The organism is Luteimonas sp. MC1782 (genome assembly GCF_014164605.1).
Lineage (GTDB): Bacteria > Pseudomonadota > Gammaproteobacteria > Xanthomonadales > Xanthomonadaceae > Luteimonas.
Window position 1 is genome coordinate 152,478 of record NZ_JACJFT010000002.1, and the last position, 12,671, is coordinate 165,148.

The window sequence follows — 12,671 nt, forward strand, 5'->3', positions numbered from 1 at the left end:
CGGTTTGCCGACAGCACAAAGAATCGCGCGCTAAACAGTACGCCGCTAACCGGCTTTAGAGACTAGACCCCGCGTGCGCGCTCCGCTGCGCCGCCAGGAACGCACGCAGCGATGCCGGCTTGATCGGCTTGGTCAGCACCCGGTAGCCGCGCGCGCGCGCGGCGCGCTTCACCTGGTCACTGCCGTCGGCGGTGACCAGCGCGCCGGGCAGGTGCGCTGCGTGCTCGCGCAGCGCATCCAGCGTGTCCAGGCCGTCGAGGCGGTCGTGCAGGTGGTAGTCGACCAGCAGCACGTCCGGTTCGCCGGCCATCTGCGCCAGCGCCTGGTCCACGGTGCTGGCGCGCAGCACTTCGATCTTCCAGCGCCCCAGCAGCACCGCCATGCCGGCGAGGATGTCGGGGTCGTTGTCGACGCACAGCACGCGCATGCCCGCCAGCGAATCGGGCAGGCCACCGCCCTGCACGGGTTCGGGTGTCGGCTCGGCATGCGCGGCGCGCGGCACGCGGATCGAGAACATGCTGCCGCGGCCGGTGCGCGAGCGCACGTCCAGCTGGTGGTTGAGGACCGCCGAGATGCGCTGGCAGATCGACAGCCCGAGCCCCAGGCCCTGTTCGTCCCAGCTGCCGGGGTGCTCGAGGCGGAAGAACTCTTCGAAGATCTGCCGCAGGTGGTAGTCGGGAATGCCCGGCCCGGTGTCCCAGACCTGCAGTTCCACCTCGTCGCCACGCGGCCGCGCTGCGAGCACGATGCGGCCCTCGCGCGTGTAGCGCAGCGCGTTGGCCAGGAAGTTCTGCAGCACGCGGCGCAGCAGGCGGCCGTCGCTGCGCACCGGCAGGTGGGCGCCGTGCACGCGCAGGTCGATGCCGCGGGCCGCCGCCAGCGGCGCGTACTGCGCGACCAGTTGCTCCATGAGCTCGGTGGCGTCGAAGTTGGCGAGCTGCGGCTGCAGCGCGCCGGCGTCCAGGCGCGAGACGTCGAGCAGGCCTTCGAGCAGTTCCTCCGCCGCGCGCAGCGAAGTGTCGACGCGTTCGGCGAGGTGGCGCTGCTCGGCGACGGTATCGCTTTCGCGCAAGGCCGATGCGAACAGGCGCGCGGCGTTGAGCGGCTGCAGCACGTCGTGGCTCACCGCGGCCAGGAACCGCGTGCGCGACGCCTGCGCGGCCTCGGCTTCGCGGGTGCGTTCGGCGACGCGCTGTTCGAGCGTCTCGTTGACCTCGCGCAGCGCGCCTTCCACGCGCTTGTACTCGGTGACGTCGCTGTAGCTCGTCACGTAGCCGCCGCCCGGAAGCGGCTGGCCGCGCATCTCCACCACCTGGCCCGATGCGCGCACGCGTTCGAATACGTACGGCGAGCCGGCGCGCATGTAGTCGACGCGCTTGGCGATCTCCGCTTCCACGTCGGGGTTGCCGCCGCCGAGCTCGCCGCGCAGCGCGTTGTAGCGGATCAGGTCGGCGACCGGGCGGCCGACGTAGAGCATGCCGTCGGGGTAGCCGAACATTTCCAGGTAGCGCCGGTTCCACGACACCAGGCGCATGCCGCGGTCGACCACGCTCACGCCCTGGTCGAGGTTGTCGAGCGTGGCGGACAGGATCGCGCGGTCGAAGCGCAGGTCCTGGCCCGCCTCGTCGAGCACGGCGACCACTTCGGCCACGTCCATGCCCGAACCCTTGAGCGCACTGGTCAGCACCAGCCGCGCCGAGGACGCGCCGATCGCCGCCGCCAGCAGGCGCTCGGTGAACTGCACCCAGCTGCGGTCGGCGGCGGCGGCGGGCTGCAGGTCGCGCGCGCTGGCCAGCGCGTGGTCGTCGAAGGCGCGGCGCGCGGTGGCTTCACCGACGATGCGCCCGGCGAGCGTCAGCAGGTCGCCGACCAGCACGCCGCTGTGCGACACGCCGCTGCCCAGCGGTTCGCGCGCGGTGGAATACGGATCCAGGAACGGCGCGGTGCGCAGGCGCTCCTCGAAGCCGGGCCGCCAGCGCGCCGACACCAGGAACAGCGTGCCGATGTTCACCAGCAGCGACCAGAACGTGCCGTGGGTCAGCGCATCCCAGCCGGCCAGGCCGAACATCTGCCGCGGGCGCAGCCAGTCGATGCCGAACGGGCCGGCGACCAGCCACGTGCCATCGAACCAGCCGGCATCGGTCAGCGTGGGCAGAAGCAGGGTGTAGACCCACATGCCGAAACCGAGCAGGAGGCCCGCCTCCACGCCCTGGCGGCTGGCGCCGCGCCAGTACAGGCCGCCGATCAGCGCCGGCGCGAATTGCGCCACCGCCGCGAACGACATCAGGCCGTAGGCGGCAAGCGTGGTGTCGCTGCCGCTGACCCGGTAGTAGCCGTAGGCCATGGCGGCGAAGCACACGATCGCCACGCGGCGGATCCACAGCACGGTGGAGGCGACGTTGCCGCCGTGGCGTTGCGCCCAGCCGCGCGCCAGCAGCGGCGGCATCACCAGGTCGTTGCTGACCATGGTGGCCAGCGCCACCGAGGCCACGATCACCATGCCGGTGGCCGCCGAGAATCCCCCCACGTAGGCGAACAGCGCCAGCATGTCGTTGCCCTCGGCCAGCGGCAGCGCCAGCACGAAGGTGTCGGGCGCGACCGCGCCGTCGCTTCCGAACATCGCCACGCCGGCACCGGCGATGGGCAGCACCGCCGCGGAGACCAGGATCAGGTAGCTGCCGAACATCCAGCGCGCGCGGCGGATGTCGGCCACGTTCACGCATTCCACCACCGCCACGTGGAACTGGCGCGGCAGGCAGATGATCGCGGTGAAGGCGAGCAGGGTCTGGCCGATGAAGCCCACCGGGGGCGCGTTGTCGACCAGCGCGCGCGTCGCATCGGCCAGCGGCAGGTTGTTGGCGCCGAGCCAGCGCATCGCGAACACGCCGACGAAGATCAGCGCCACCAGCTTGACCATCGACTCCAGCGCGATGGCCAGCATCATGCCCGGGCGGTGCTCGGTGGCGTCCACCTGGCGCGTGCCGTAGAGGATCGCGAACAGCGCCATCAGCACCGCGACGTAGATCGCCGGGTCGCCGATGCGCGCCAGCACTTCGTCGCGGCCGCCCCCCAGCACGTGCAGGCTCAGCGTCACTGCCTTGTACTGCAGGGCGAGGTACGGCACAGCGGCGAGCAGGGCGATCAGCGTGACCAGCGCCGCCAGGCGCTGCGAGCGGCCGTAGCGCGCGGCGATGAAGTCGGCGATCGACACCGTGCTCTGCGTCTGCGCGATCAGCGCCAGGCGCTCGAGGATGCGCCAGCCGAACAGCAGCATCAGCAGCGGGCCGAGGTAGATCGCGAAGTAGCCGACGCCGCTGCGCGCGGCGGTGCCGACCGCGCCGTAGAAGGTCCACGACGAGCAGTACACGGCCAGCGACAGGCTGTACACCAGCGGCCGCAGCCAGTTGCCGCCTGCGCGCAGGTGCACCGGATACCGGTCGCCCCACCAGGCCACCGCGAACAGCAGCGCGGCATAGCCGAGCGACACCAGCAACAGCATCCAGCCAGGCAGCATCCGCGTCCCCTCAACCCGATGCCGGAGTGTAGGCGCACAACCGGACAGGCGCGCCACCGGCCCGGGCGGCGCCCACGAAAAAGCCCGCCTTGCGGCGGGCTTTTCCTGGAACGGGTCGGCGGGACCTTACTTGATCTTGCCTTCCTTGTAGATCACGTGCTTCCGGACGACGGGATCGTACTTCTTGATCTCCATCTTGTTCGGCGTGTTCTTCTTGTTCTTGTCCGTGGTGTAGAAATGCCCGGTGTTGGCCGAGGAGATCAGACGGATCTTGTCGCGCTTGCCTGCCATTGTCGTGTGCTCCTCAGACCTTTTCGCCGCGGGCGCGGAGATCGGACAGGACGACATCAATGCCGTTCTTGTCGATGGTGCGCATGGCGGCAGCGGAAACGCGCAGCTTCACCCAACGGTTCTCACTGGCGACCCAGAAGCGGCGCTCGTGCAGGTTGGGGAGGAAACGACGACGGGTTTTGTTGTTGGCGTGCGAGACGTTGTTGCCGCTCTGCACGCGCTTGCCGGTCACCTGGCATACACGGGACATGACGCACCTCGATGGTGTTGGTTGCACCCCATGGCCTGGGGAACGGCGGCCCCGGCACACCCCTCGGGGGATGCCACGCGATACGGGTCTGCAGGCACTGCCAGGGCGCGCCGGAATCGCATTTCCGGGCGGCCAGGACCTTCCATAGGGAAGGCGGGCGCAGCGAGCCGGGCATTTTGCTGCAAACCCGGGCTGTTTTGCAAGGCATGGGCCATTTGGCTGCGAATGCCACCCCAGCCGGGTGGCGGCGCGGAAACGCCTAGCGCTGCGCGCGCAGCCGCTCCAGCACGCCGTCCAGCGTGTCCAGGTCGCTGTAGTGGATGACCAGCCGGCCCTTGTTGCCGCGGCCGTGGGCGATGCTCACCCGGGTGGCCAGCGATTCCGACAGCTCGGTCTCCAGCGCCGCGATGTCGGCCTGCGGGCGCGCCTTGCCGGTGGTGGCCTTCTTGCGGCCGTTGGCCGGCACGCGCCCGGCGGCGAACTGCTGGGCGCGGTGCTCCACCTCGCGCACCGACCAGCCGTGCTCGGCCGCGTCGGACGCCAGCTTGCTTGCCAGCTCCGGCGACAGCGTCAGCAGGGCCCGCGCGTGGCCCATTTCCAGGCGCTTGGCCTCGAGCAGGGCGCGGATGGCGGGCGGCAGTTCCAGCAGGCGCAGCAGGTTGGACACCGCCGCGCGCGACCGGCCGACGGCTTCCGCGGCCTGGGCGTGGGTAAGGTCGAATTCGTCGATCAGGCGCTGCAGCGCCTGCGCTTCCTCGAGGGGGTTCAGGTCTTCGCGCTGGATGTTCTCGATCAGCGCCATCGCGACCACGGTGCGGTCGTCGACCTCGCGCACCACCGCCGGGATCTCGGCAAGCCCGGCCTGGCGCGACGCGCGCCAGCGGCGCTCGCCGGCGATGATCTCGTAGGTGCGGTCGGGCAGCTGGCGGACCACGATCGGCTGGATCACGCCCTGCGCCTTGATCGATTCCGCCAGCTCGGTGAGCTTGTCGGGGTCCATCGAGCGCCGCGGCTGGTACTTGCCCGGTGCCAGCGCATCGACCGGCAGCGTGCGCAGGGTGTCGCCGGGGCGCGCCTCGAGGACCGGCGCTTCGGCGGCCTTGGGCCCGAGCAGGGCTTCCAGCCCGCGTCCGAGGCCGCGCTTCTTGGCCGCGCCCTTCGCCGGCGCGTTCTTTGCAGCGGTCATGCCGCCTTCTCCTGTTGGTCGCGCTCGCGCTGGCGGCGCAGCACCTCGCCGGCCAGGCCGAGGTAGGCGATGGCGCCGCGCGAGCCGCGGTCGTAGCCGACGATGCTCTGTCCGTGGCTGGGGGCCTCGGCCAGGCGCACGTTGCGCGGCACGATGGTGCGGAAGACCTGGTCGCCGAAATGGCTGACGAGTTCGGCCGAGACCGCATTGGCGAGGTTGTTGCGCACGTCGAACATGGTGCGCAGCACGCCCTCGATCTGCAGTCCCGGGTTCAGCTTGCCCTTCAGCGCCTCGATCGTCGCCAGCAGCGACGTCAGGCCCTCGAGCGCGTAGTACTCGCACTGCATCGGCACCAGCACGCTGTCGGCGGCGGTGAGCGCGTTGAGCGTGAGCAGCGACAGCGCCGGCGGGCAGTCGATGATGATGTAGTCGTATTTCGGTCGAAGCGGGTCGAGTGCGCGCTTGAGGCGCTGCTCGCGGCCTTCCTCGTCCATCAGCCCGATCTCGGCCGCGGTGAGGTCGGTGTTGCCGGGCATCAGGTCGAAACCTTCGGGCGTGGCGACGATGGCGTCGGTGGCGCTCGACTCTTCCAGCAGCACGTCGCAGGTGGACGCGGCCACCTCGCGCTTGTCGATGCCGCTGCCCATGGTGGCGTTGCCCTGGGCGTCGAGGTCGACCAGCAGCACGCGCTGCGGCGTGGCGGCGAGCGCGGCGGCCAGGTTGACGGCCGTCGTGGTCTTTCCGACGCCGCCCTTCTGGTTGGCGATGGCGATGATGCGGGCCATGGGCTCCGGCTGCCTCGATGCAGCGAATACGACGGGGATCCCCGGCCACACCCCGGCCGGGTCGGTGATTATGCCCCGCCCGGGCCCGCGCGTCGCACCACCACGAGGTGGCGTTCGGCGTCAAGGCCGGGAACGGCGAGCGGATGCACCGCTTCAAGCGCCCAGTCGCCCGTCAGCGCGGCGATCTCGGCCTCGGGCCGCGCGCCCTTCATCGCCAGCAGGCGGCCTTCCGGCGTGAGCAGGTGCCCGCCGGCGGCGAGGATGTCGGGCAGGGTGGCCATGGCGCGCGCGGTGATCGCGTCGAATGCCCCCGGCTGGTCGACCGCCTCGGCGCGGCATTCGGCCACGCGCGCGTTCGCCAGGCCCAGCGTGCGCACCGCCTCGCGCAGGAAGCGTGCCTTCTTGCCGTTGGATTCCACCAGGGTGACCTGGAGCGCGGGCAGGGCGATCGCCAGCGGAATGCCGGGCAGGCCGGCGCCGGTGCCGAGGTCGGCCAGGCTGGCGATGTCGCGCACATGCGCGTGCATCGCCAGTGAATCAAGCAGGTGGAGCGTGACCATGTCGCCCGGGTCGCGGATGGCGGTCAGGTTGTAGGTGCGGTTCCAGCGCGCCAGCAGGTCGAGGTAGGCGGACAGCGGCGCGGCGAGCGCCGGCGCGAGGTCGAGGGCTTCGAGCCCGGCTTCGAGCGCGGCGTAATGGCGGGGATCGGTCATGCCGGCATTGTAGGCGGCGCGGCCCCGCGGCCAGCGTGCCTCAGGGCCAGCGCGGGCGCCAGGCGACGGTGGCCAGGTAGTCCGGCGCGGGGCGGAACGCGTGCAGCGTCCAGTCGCCGGGTGCGCCCAGTGCCGGATCGCAGTCGACCAGCGCCCAGTCATCACCGTCGGGCGCGAACACCAGGCGGTGCAGGCCGAACGACAGCCCCTGGCCGTGCGCCTTCAGCACCGCTTCCTTGGCGCACCACAGCCTGACGAATGCGCCCTCGCGCCGGTCGTCGGGCAACGCCGCAAGCGTGGCCGCCTCGCTGGCGGCGAAGAAGCGGTTGGCGAGCACCTGCGCCTTGGGCCGCGGCCGCTCCAGCTCGAGGTCGATGCCGATCCGCACGTCGGCCGCCAGCGCCATCAGCAGGCCGTCGCCGCTGTGGCTCCAGCTGGCGTCGAACCCGCCGTGGCCCGCGCCCAGCAGCGGCCGGCCATGCGTGTCGCGGGTGATCTCCAGCGACGCGGGCAGGCCGCCGAGTTGTCCGGCAAGCCAGGTGCGTACCAGCGGCTCGGCGGGCGCGCCATGCCGGTAGGGCTGCCAGGCGCAGCGGACGGGGCCGACCTGGAGCTGGCCGGGGGCAAGCGGCATCGGTGCGCTGATCCTTGGGGACTCGGGTTGGCCAGCGTAAAGTAACGGCGTGGTTGCATGGGCTTCGGCCGCGAACAGGGGGCGCTCGCGCGCCAGGGAGTATCCAGCGACATGTCGGCTGTCATCGAGACCCATCCGCGGCAGCCAGCCGCCGGCGCCCAGGCGACCCCGCTGGCGGTCGGCGCACCCGGCCGCCCGGTGGCGTTTGGCGCGGGCGGCAGCGTGGCGCAGGCGGATTTCGTGGCCGAGGCGACGGCGCTGGCGGCCCTGCTGCCCGACCGGCCGTACGCGGTGAACCTGTGCGAACACCGTTACGCGTTCCTGGTGGCATTCGCCGCCGCCATGCTGCGCGGCCAGACCACGTTGCTGCCGCCATCGCGCACCCGCCACGCGATCGACGAGGTCCGCGCCCACCACCCCGACAGCTATTGCCTGGGCGACAGCGATGCCGCCGGCTACGAGGCCTTTGCGCCGCTGCCACAGTACCTGCGCCTGCCCGACCCCCTGCCGCGCGCCGCCCACGGTGGCGCCATGCCGCAGGTGGCGGGCGATGCCGTGGTCGCCATCGGCTACACCTCCGGCAGCACCGGTGCGCCCAAGGCCAACCACAAGACCTGGCGCAGCTTCGCGGCCAGCACCGCCCAGAACATGGCCGCGCTCGCCGACCTGCTGCCGGCCGGGGCCACCGCGCACATCGTGGCCACGGTGCCGCCGCAGCACATGTATGGCATGGAGATGTCGGTGCTGCTGCCGCTGGTCGGCGGCGTGGCGGTGCACGATGCACGGCCGTTCTTCCCGGTCGACATCGCCGCGGCGCTGGCCGCCGCGCCGCTGCCGCCGCTGCTGGTCACCACGCCCGTGCACCTGCGCGCGCTGGTCGAATCGGGCATCGCGCTGCCGCCGCTGGCCGGCATCGTCGCGTCCACGGCGGCCCTGCCGGTGGAGCTTGCGGTCGCCGCGGAAACCCGCTTCGGCTGCGAGGTGCGCGAGCTGTTCGGCTCCACCGAGACCTGCATCCTCGCGCGGCGGCGCACCGCCTGCGAGGAGGAGTGGACCCTGCTGCCCGGCGTCGAGCTGCTCCCCCGGCCCGACCGCACCATGGTCCATGCCGCCCATCTGGCCACCGCCGTGGCATTGGCCGACATCGTCGAACTGCGCCCCGGTGGCCGCTTCCGCCTGTGCGGGCGGCAGTCGGACCTGCTGGAGATCGCCGGCAAGCGCGCTTCGCTCGGCGACCTCACGCGCCGCCTGCTGGCGATCCCCGGCGTCGTCGATGCCGCCCTGCTGCAGCTCGATCCTGACGCCTTCGGGGTGCGCCGCCTGGCCGCCGCCGTGGTCGCGCCAGGGCTCGACGAAGCCGCCATCCTCGCCGCGCTGCGGCAGGCCGTGGATCCGGTGTTCCTGCCACGTCCGCTTCGCCTGGTGACGGCGCTGCCACGCAACGAAACCGGCAAATTGCCGCGCGAGGCACTGCTCGCCCTGCTCCAGCACGGCGGTGCCTGAGCCCCTCCACAGGGCCTCGCCGCTACGCAGTCGTCACGCGACCCCCGGGAAACTGCGCCGGCGCCGTCCCTCTTCACGGGTTCGGCCCCCGTGACCACCTGGAGAATCGAATGAATTTCATCATCTACCTGATCGTTGGTGGCATCGCCGGCTGGCTCGCCAGCATGATCATGCGCACCGACGGACAGCAGGGCCTCCTGCTCAACATCATCGTCGGCATCATCGGCGGCTTCCTGGGTGGCTGGCTGCTGCCGGCCATCGGCCTCGGCCTGGGTGGCGGCTGGATCGGCTTCCTGATCACTGCGCTGATCGGCGCGGTCATCCTGCTGGCCATCGTCAACCTGTTCCGCCGTGGCAGCGTGCGCTGACCTGACCAGGTCGGTGTGAAAAAGGCCCGGCATTGCCGGGCCTTTTTTTGTGCGTTCAAGGCGCCCCGGGTGCCGACGCCCTTGAGGGCTCAACCGCCCAGGCGCACCCAGGCCGGGGCGTGGTCGCTCGGACGCTCCCAGGTGCGCGGCTCGCGGTCGATGCCGCTGGCCACGGCCTCGGCGCGCAGGGCGTCGGAGACCAGCGTCAGGTCGATGCGCAGGCCCATGTCGCGACGGAATGCCGCCTGGCGGTAGTCCCACCAGCTGAACACGCCGGCCTCGTCGTTGTGCAGGCGGAACGCGTCATGCAGGCCGAGGGCGAGCAGGGCGCGCAGCGCAGCGCGCTCGGCGGTGGAGGTGAGGATGTGCCCCTCGTTCCAGACCGCCGGGTCGTGCACGTCGCGTTCGTCGGGCGCGATGTTGAAGTCGCCCACCACCACCAGCCGCGGATGCTGTGTGCGTTCGGCTGCCAGCCAGTCGCGCACCGCCGCCAGCCAGCGCAGCTTGTAGGCGTATTTCTCGGTGCCGACGTCCTGGCCGTTGACCACGTACAGGTTGACGATGCGCACGTCGCCGACCGTGGCGGCGATCACCCGCTTCTGCTCGTCCTCGAACCCCGGGATCCCGATCTGCACATCGGCGGGCGCCTGGCCGCGGGCGAGGATGGCCACCCCGTTGTAGGTCTTCTGGCCCGAGAACACGCTGCGGTAGCCGAGCGCGGCCAGCGCGTCGTCGGGGAAGCGCGCATCGTCGAGCTTGGTCTCCTGGATGCCGACGACGTCCGGCGCGGCGTCCTTCAGCCATTGCTCGAGGTGCGGCAGGCGCACGTTGAGCGAGTTCACGTTCCAGCTGGCGATTTTCAATGCGAGGCTCCGGCGCGCGATGGCGGCGACTATAGCCCGGGCTAGAATGCGCGCATGAGCCTCCGACCCTACCGCGGCCAGTTCCCGCGCCTTGGCGTGCGCGTCTATGTCGACCCGGCCGCCACCGTCATCGGCGACGTCGAACTTGGCGACGACTGCTCGCTGTGGCCCGGCACCGTGGTGCGCGGCGACGTCAACGTGGTGCGCATCGGCGCGCGCTGCAACCTGCAGGATGGCGCCATCGTGCACGTCAGCCATGCCGGACCGCATTCGCGCATGGACGGCTATGCCACGGTGATCGGCGACGACGTCACCATCGGCCATGGCGCGATCATCCACGCCTGCCGCATCGGCAACGCGGCGCTGGTGGGCATGGGCGCGATCGTGATGGACGGCGCGGTGGTCGAGGACAACGGCTACGTCGGCGCCGGTGCGCTGGTATCCCCGGGGAAGGTCGTGCGCAGCCGCGAGCTGTGGCTCGGCAACCCGGCGCGGCTGGTGAGGATGATCGACGATGCCGCCGTGGACGGCCTGCTGTACAGCGCCGCGCACTACGTGCGCCTGAAGGACGAGTACCTGGCGGCCGGCTGAGCGGCTGCGTCGCCGGCCCGCTGCGCGGCGCTCAGTCCGCGGTGATCAGGTGGTTGTGTTCGGCACGCAGCTCGCCGTAGATCTCGTCGGTCTCGGGTTCCACGCCGTGCCAGCGCGCGAAGCCCAGTGCCGCCTGTTCCACCAGCATGCCCAGGCCGTCGACCACCGCGTGCGCGCCGCTGGCGCGCGCCCAGGCGAGGAACGGCACCGCCGCCTCACCGTAGTTCAGGTCGACCGCCGCCATCCGCCGCCCGACCAGCGAACGCGGCAGCCCCATGAGCCCGGTATTGCGCGCCGCCGACGTGGCGTTGACCACCAGTTCGAACTCGCCCAGCGATCCGATGTCGGACAGGTGCCGCGGGTGCACGCGCCCGGGCTGGCCCAGGCCGTCGGCGAGCGCGTCGGCATGCGCCGAGGTGCGGTTGACGATGAACAGGTCGCCGATGCCGGCATCCAGCAGCGCCGGTGCCACCCCGCGCGCCGCGCCGCCGGCGCCGATCAGCAGCGTGCGCCGCGCGCGCAGGTCCAGCGCATGGCGCCCGGTGAGGTCGCGCACCAGACCGTCGCCGTCGGTGTTGTCGCCGTGCCAGGTGTCGCCGTTGCGCACCAGCGTGTTGACCGCGCCGGCGCGGCGCGCGCGTTCGGTGACGTCATCGCACAGGTCGAGCGCCAGTTGCTTGAGTGGCAGGGTGACGTTGGCACCGGCGCCGCCGCGCGAGGCGAACGCCTGCAGTGCGTGACGGAACCCGTCCGCATCCGCGTCGATGGCCACGTAATCCACCGGAATGCCGGTCTCGCGCCCGAAGGCGGCATGGATGCGCGGCGAGAGCGAGTGCGAGACCGGGTGCCCGAATACCGCGTAATGCTTCATGCCATGCCTCCCTGTTGCCTTGGCGATGCCGGCCGCAGGCGCGTCCGGGCGTTTGCTCCGAGTCTACGCCGGCCGCGGCGCGGCCTGCAGCCTGTCGGCCCCGCGCATGGTCAGCCCTCGCGCAGCCAGCGCGCGGCGTCGAGCGCGAAATAGGTCAGCACGCCGTCGGCCCCGGCGCGCTTGAAGCCGAGCAGCGACTCCAGCACGCAGGCGCGCTCGTCGAGCCAGCCGTTGGCGGCGGCGGCCTTGAGCATCGCGTACTCGCCACTGACCTGGTAGGCGAAGGTCGGCACGCCGAAGCTGTCCTTCACCCGGCGCACCACGTCGAGGTAGGGCATGCCCGGCTTGACCATCACCATGTCCGCGCCTTCGTCGAGGTCTGCCGCGACTTCGCGCAGCGCCTCGTCGCTGTTGCCGGGGTCCATCTGGTAGGTGCGCTTGTCCGCCTTGCCGAGTGCCGACGCGCTGCCGACGGCGTCGCGGAACGGGCCGTAGAAGCTCGAGGCGTACTTGGCGGCATAGGCGAGGATGCGGGTGTGGACGTGGCCGTCCTCTTCCAGCGCGAAGCGGATCGCGCCGATGCGGCCGTCCATCATGTCGCTGGGCGCGACCACGTCGGCACCGGCGCGCGCGTGCGACAGCGCCTGGCGCACCAGTGCTTCCACGGTTGCGTCGTTCGTGACGTAGCCGCGGTCGTCGACCAGGCCGTCCTGGCCGTGGCTGGTGTAGGGGTCGAGGGCGACATCGGTGATCACGCCCAGCTCCGGGAAGCGCGCCTTGAGTGCGCGCACCGCGCGCTGGCAGAGGCCTTCGTCGTCCCAGGCCGCGGCCGCATCGAGCGATTTGGCGTCGGGCGCTGTGACCGGGAACAGCGCCAGCGCCGGCACGCCGAGTTCGCAGGCGGTCTCCGCGTCGCGCAGCAGGTCGTCGATCGACATGCGTTCGATGCCGGGCATCGAGGCGATCGCCGCGCGGCCGGCGGGTTCGTGCACGAACACCGGATAGATCAGGTCGTCGGCGGTCAGGGTGTGCTCGCGCATCAGCCGGCGCGAGAACGCATCGCGGCGCATGCGCCGGAAACGGGTGTCGGGATAGGCCATGG

The 12,671-nt window shown here is 71.4% G+C and carries 13 protein-coding genes; 3 read left to right on the top strand and 10 right to left on the bottom strand.

Annotated features, from left to right (window positions below; genetic code table 11):
* Nucleotides 1-55 precede the first annotated feature (55 nt).
* From H5368_RS10165 to H5368_RS10195, 7 genes are all read right to left on the bottom strand, one after another.
* Nucleotides 56-3,514 carry a PAS domain-containing hybrid sensor histidine kinase/response regulator gene (locus tag H5368_RS10165; RefSeq protein WP_182824243.1) on the bottom strand — a complete coding sequence of 1,153 codons (3,459 nt, stop codon included), beginning with the start codon at nt 3,512-3,514 and terminating at the stop codon, nt 56-58.
* 126 nt (nt 3,515-3,640) lie between these two features.
* Entirely contained in the window at nt 3,641-3,805 is a 165-nt protein-coding gene (rpmG, locus tag H5368_RS10170; RefSeq protein ID WP_078757955.1) for a 50S ribosomal protein L33, read from the bottom strand.
* Between the two features lie 13 nt (nt 3,806-3,818).
* Nucleotides 3,819-4,055, bottom strand: a complete 237-nt coding sequence (rpmB, locus tag H5368_RS10175) for a 50S ribosomal protein L28 (RefSeq protein WP_182824244.1) — start codon at nt 4,053-4,055, stop codon at nt 3,819-3,821.
* Nucleotides 4,056-4,314: 259 nt separating this feature from the next.
* The gene (locus H5368_RS10180) at nt 4,315-5,241 is read right to left on the bottom strand and encodes a ParB/RepB/Spo0J family partition protein (RefSeq protein ID WP_182824246.1); all 927 of its coding nucleotides are present in this window, start codon (nt 5,239-5,241) and stop codon (nt 4,315-4,317) included.
* The gene (locus H5368_RS10185; RefSeq protein WP_182824249.1) at nt 5,238-6,026 is read right to left on the bottom strand and encodes an AAA family ATPase; all 789 of its coding nucleotides are present in this window, start codon (nt 6,024-6,026) and stop codon (nt 5,238-5,240) included. Before H5368_RS10185 ends, H5368_RS10180 begins: the two co-directional genes overlap by 4 nt.
* 68 nt (nt 6,027-6,094) lie before the next feature.
* The gene (rsmG, locus tag H5368_RS10190) at nt 6,095-6,739 is read right to left on the bottom strand and encodes a 16S rRNA (guanine(527)-N(7))-methyltransferase RsmG (protein WP_182824251.1); all 645 of its coding nucleotides are present in this window, start codon (nt 6,737-6,739) and stop codon (nt 6,095-6,097) included.
* Between the two features lie 40 nt (nt 6,740-6,779).
* On the bottom strand, nt 6,780-7,373 hold the full coding sequence (locus H5368_RS10195) for a 4'-phosphopantetheinyl transferase superfamily protein (RefSeq protein ID WP_182824253.1): 594 nt from the start codon (nt 7,371-7,373) through the stop codon (nt 6,780-6,782).
* Nucleotides 7,374-7,484: 111 nt separating this feature from the next.
* Here H5368_RS10195 and H5368_RS10200 point away from each other — a divergent pair, with 111 nt between their 5' ends.
* Together H5368_RS10200 and H5368_RS10205 are read left to right on the top strand one after the other, a co-directional pair.
* Nucleotides 7,485-8,876 carry an AMP-binding protein gene (locus tag H5368_RS10200; protein ID WP_182824256.1) on the top strand — a complete coding sequence of 464 codons (1,392 nt, stop codon included), beginning with the start codon at nt 7,485-7,487 and terminating at the stop codon, nt 8,874-8,876.
* A 110-nt stretch (nt 8,877-8,986) separates the two neighbouring features.
* A complete protein-coding gene (locus H5368_RS10205) occupies nt 8,987-9,244 on the top strand; it encodes a GlsB/YeaQ/YmgE family stress response membrane protein (protein ID WP_182824258.1) in 258 nt (85 codons plus the stop codon).
* A gap of 89 nt (nt 9,245-9,333) precedes the next feature.
* Here H5368_RS10205 and xth read toward each other — a convergent pair whose 3' ends face one another.
* Nucleotides 9,334-10,107 (bottom strand): exodeoxyribonuclease III, encoded by a 774-nt coding sequence (gene xth / locus H5368_RS10210; protein WP_182824260.1) that lies wholly within the window; start codon nt 10,105-10,107, stop codon nt 9,334-9,336.
* Nucleotides 10,108-10,161: 54 nt separating this feature from the next.
* Between xth and H5368_RS10215 the strand changes: the two genes are divergently transcribed.
* Nucleotides 10,162-10,698 carry a gamma carbonic anhydrase family protein gene (locus H5368_RS10215; RefSeq protein ID WP_182824261.1) on the top strand — a complete coding sequence of 179 codons (537 nt, stop codon included), beginning with the start codon at nt 10,162-10,164 and terminating at the stop codon, nt 10,696-10,698.
* A gap of 31 nt (nt 10,699-10,729) precedes the next feature.
* Here H5368_RS10215 and aroE read toward each other — a convergent pair whose 3' ends face one another.
* Nucleotides 10,730-11,569, bottom strand: coding sequence for a shikimate dehydrogenase (gene aroE, locus H5368_RS10220; RefSeq protein ID WP_182824262.1), 840 nt, complete (start codon nt 11,567-11,569; stop codon nt 10,730-10,732).
* A 110-nt stretch (nt 11,570-11,679) separates the two neighbouring features.
* Nucleotides 11,680-12,669: a porphobilinogen synthase gene (gene hemB / locus H5368_RS10225; protein WP_182824263.1), complete on the bottom strand. Its 990-nt coding sequence runs from the start codon at nt 12,667-12,669 to the stop codon at nt 11,680-11,682.
* Nucleotides 12,670-12,671: the final 2 nt, after the last annotated feature.

Excerpts from the sequence above, each read along its gene's own strand:
- H5368_RS10165 (WP_182824243.1), bottom strand. The coding sequence starts at position 3,514 with ATGCTGCCTGGCTGGATGCTGTTGCTGGTGTCGCTCGGCTATGCCGCG.
- rpmG (WP_078757955.1), bottom strand. The coding sequence starts at position 3,805 with ATGGCAGGCAAGCGCGACAAGATCCGTCTGATCTCCTCGGCCAACACC.
- rpmB (WP_182824244.1), bottom strand. The coding sequence starts at position 4,055 with ATGTCCCGTGTATGCCAGGTGACCGGCAAGCGCGTGCAGAGCGGCAAC.
- H5368_RS10180 (WP_182824246.1), bottom strand. The coding sequence starts at position 5,241 with ATGACCGCTGCAAAGAACGCGCCGGCGAAGGGCGCGGCCAAGAAGCGC.
- H5368_RS10185 (WP_182824249.1), bottom strand. The coding sequence starts at position 6,026 with ATGGCCCGCATCATCGCCATCGCCAACCAGAAGGGCGGCGTCGGAAAG.
- rsmG (WP_182824251.1), bottom strand. The coding sequence starts at position 6,739 with ATGACCGATCCCCGCCATTACGCCGCGCTCGAAGCCGGGCTCGAAGCC.
- H5368_RS10195 (WP_182824253.1), bottom strand. The coding sequence starts at position 7,373 with ATGCCGCTTGCCCCCGGCCAGCTCCAGGTCGGCCCCGTCCGCTGCGCC.
- H5368_RS10200 (WP_182824256.1), top strand. The coding sequence starts at position 7,485 with ATGTCGGCTGTCATCGAGACCCATCCGCGGCAGCCAGCCGCCGGCGCC.
- H5368_RS10205 (WP_182824258.1), top strand. The coding sequence starts at position 8,987 with ATGAATTTCATCATCTACCTGATCGTTGGTGGCATCGCCGGCTGGCTC.
- H5368_RS10215 (WP_182824261.1), top strand. The coding sequence starts at position 10,162 with ATGAGCCTCCGACCCTACCGCGGCCAGTTCCCGCGCCTTGGCGTGCGC.
- aroE (WP_182824262.1), bottom strand. The coding sequence starts at position 11,569 with ATGAAGCATTACGCGGTATTCGGGCACCCGGTCTCGCACTCGCTCTCG.
- hemB (WP_182824263.1), bottom strand. The coding sequence starts at position 12,669 with ATGGCCTATCCCGACACCCGTTTCCGGCGCATGCGCCGCGATGCGTTC.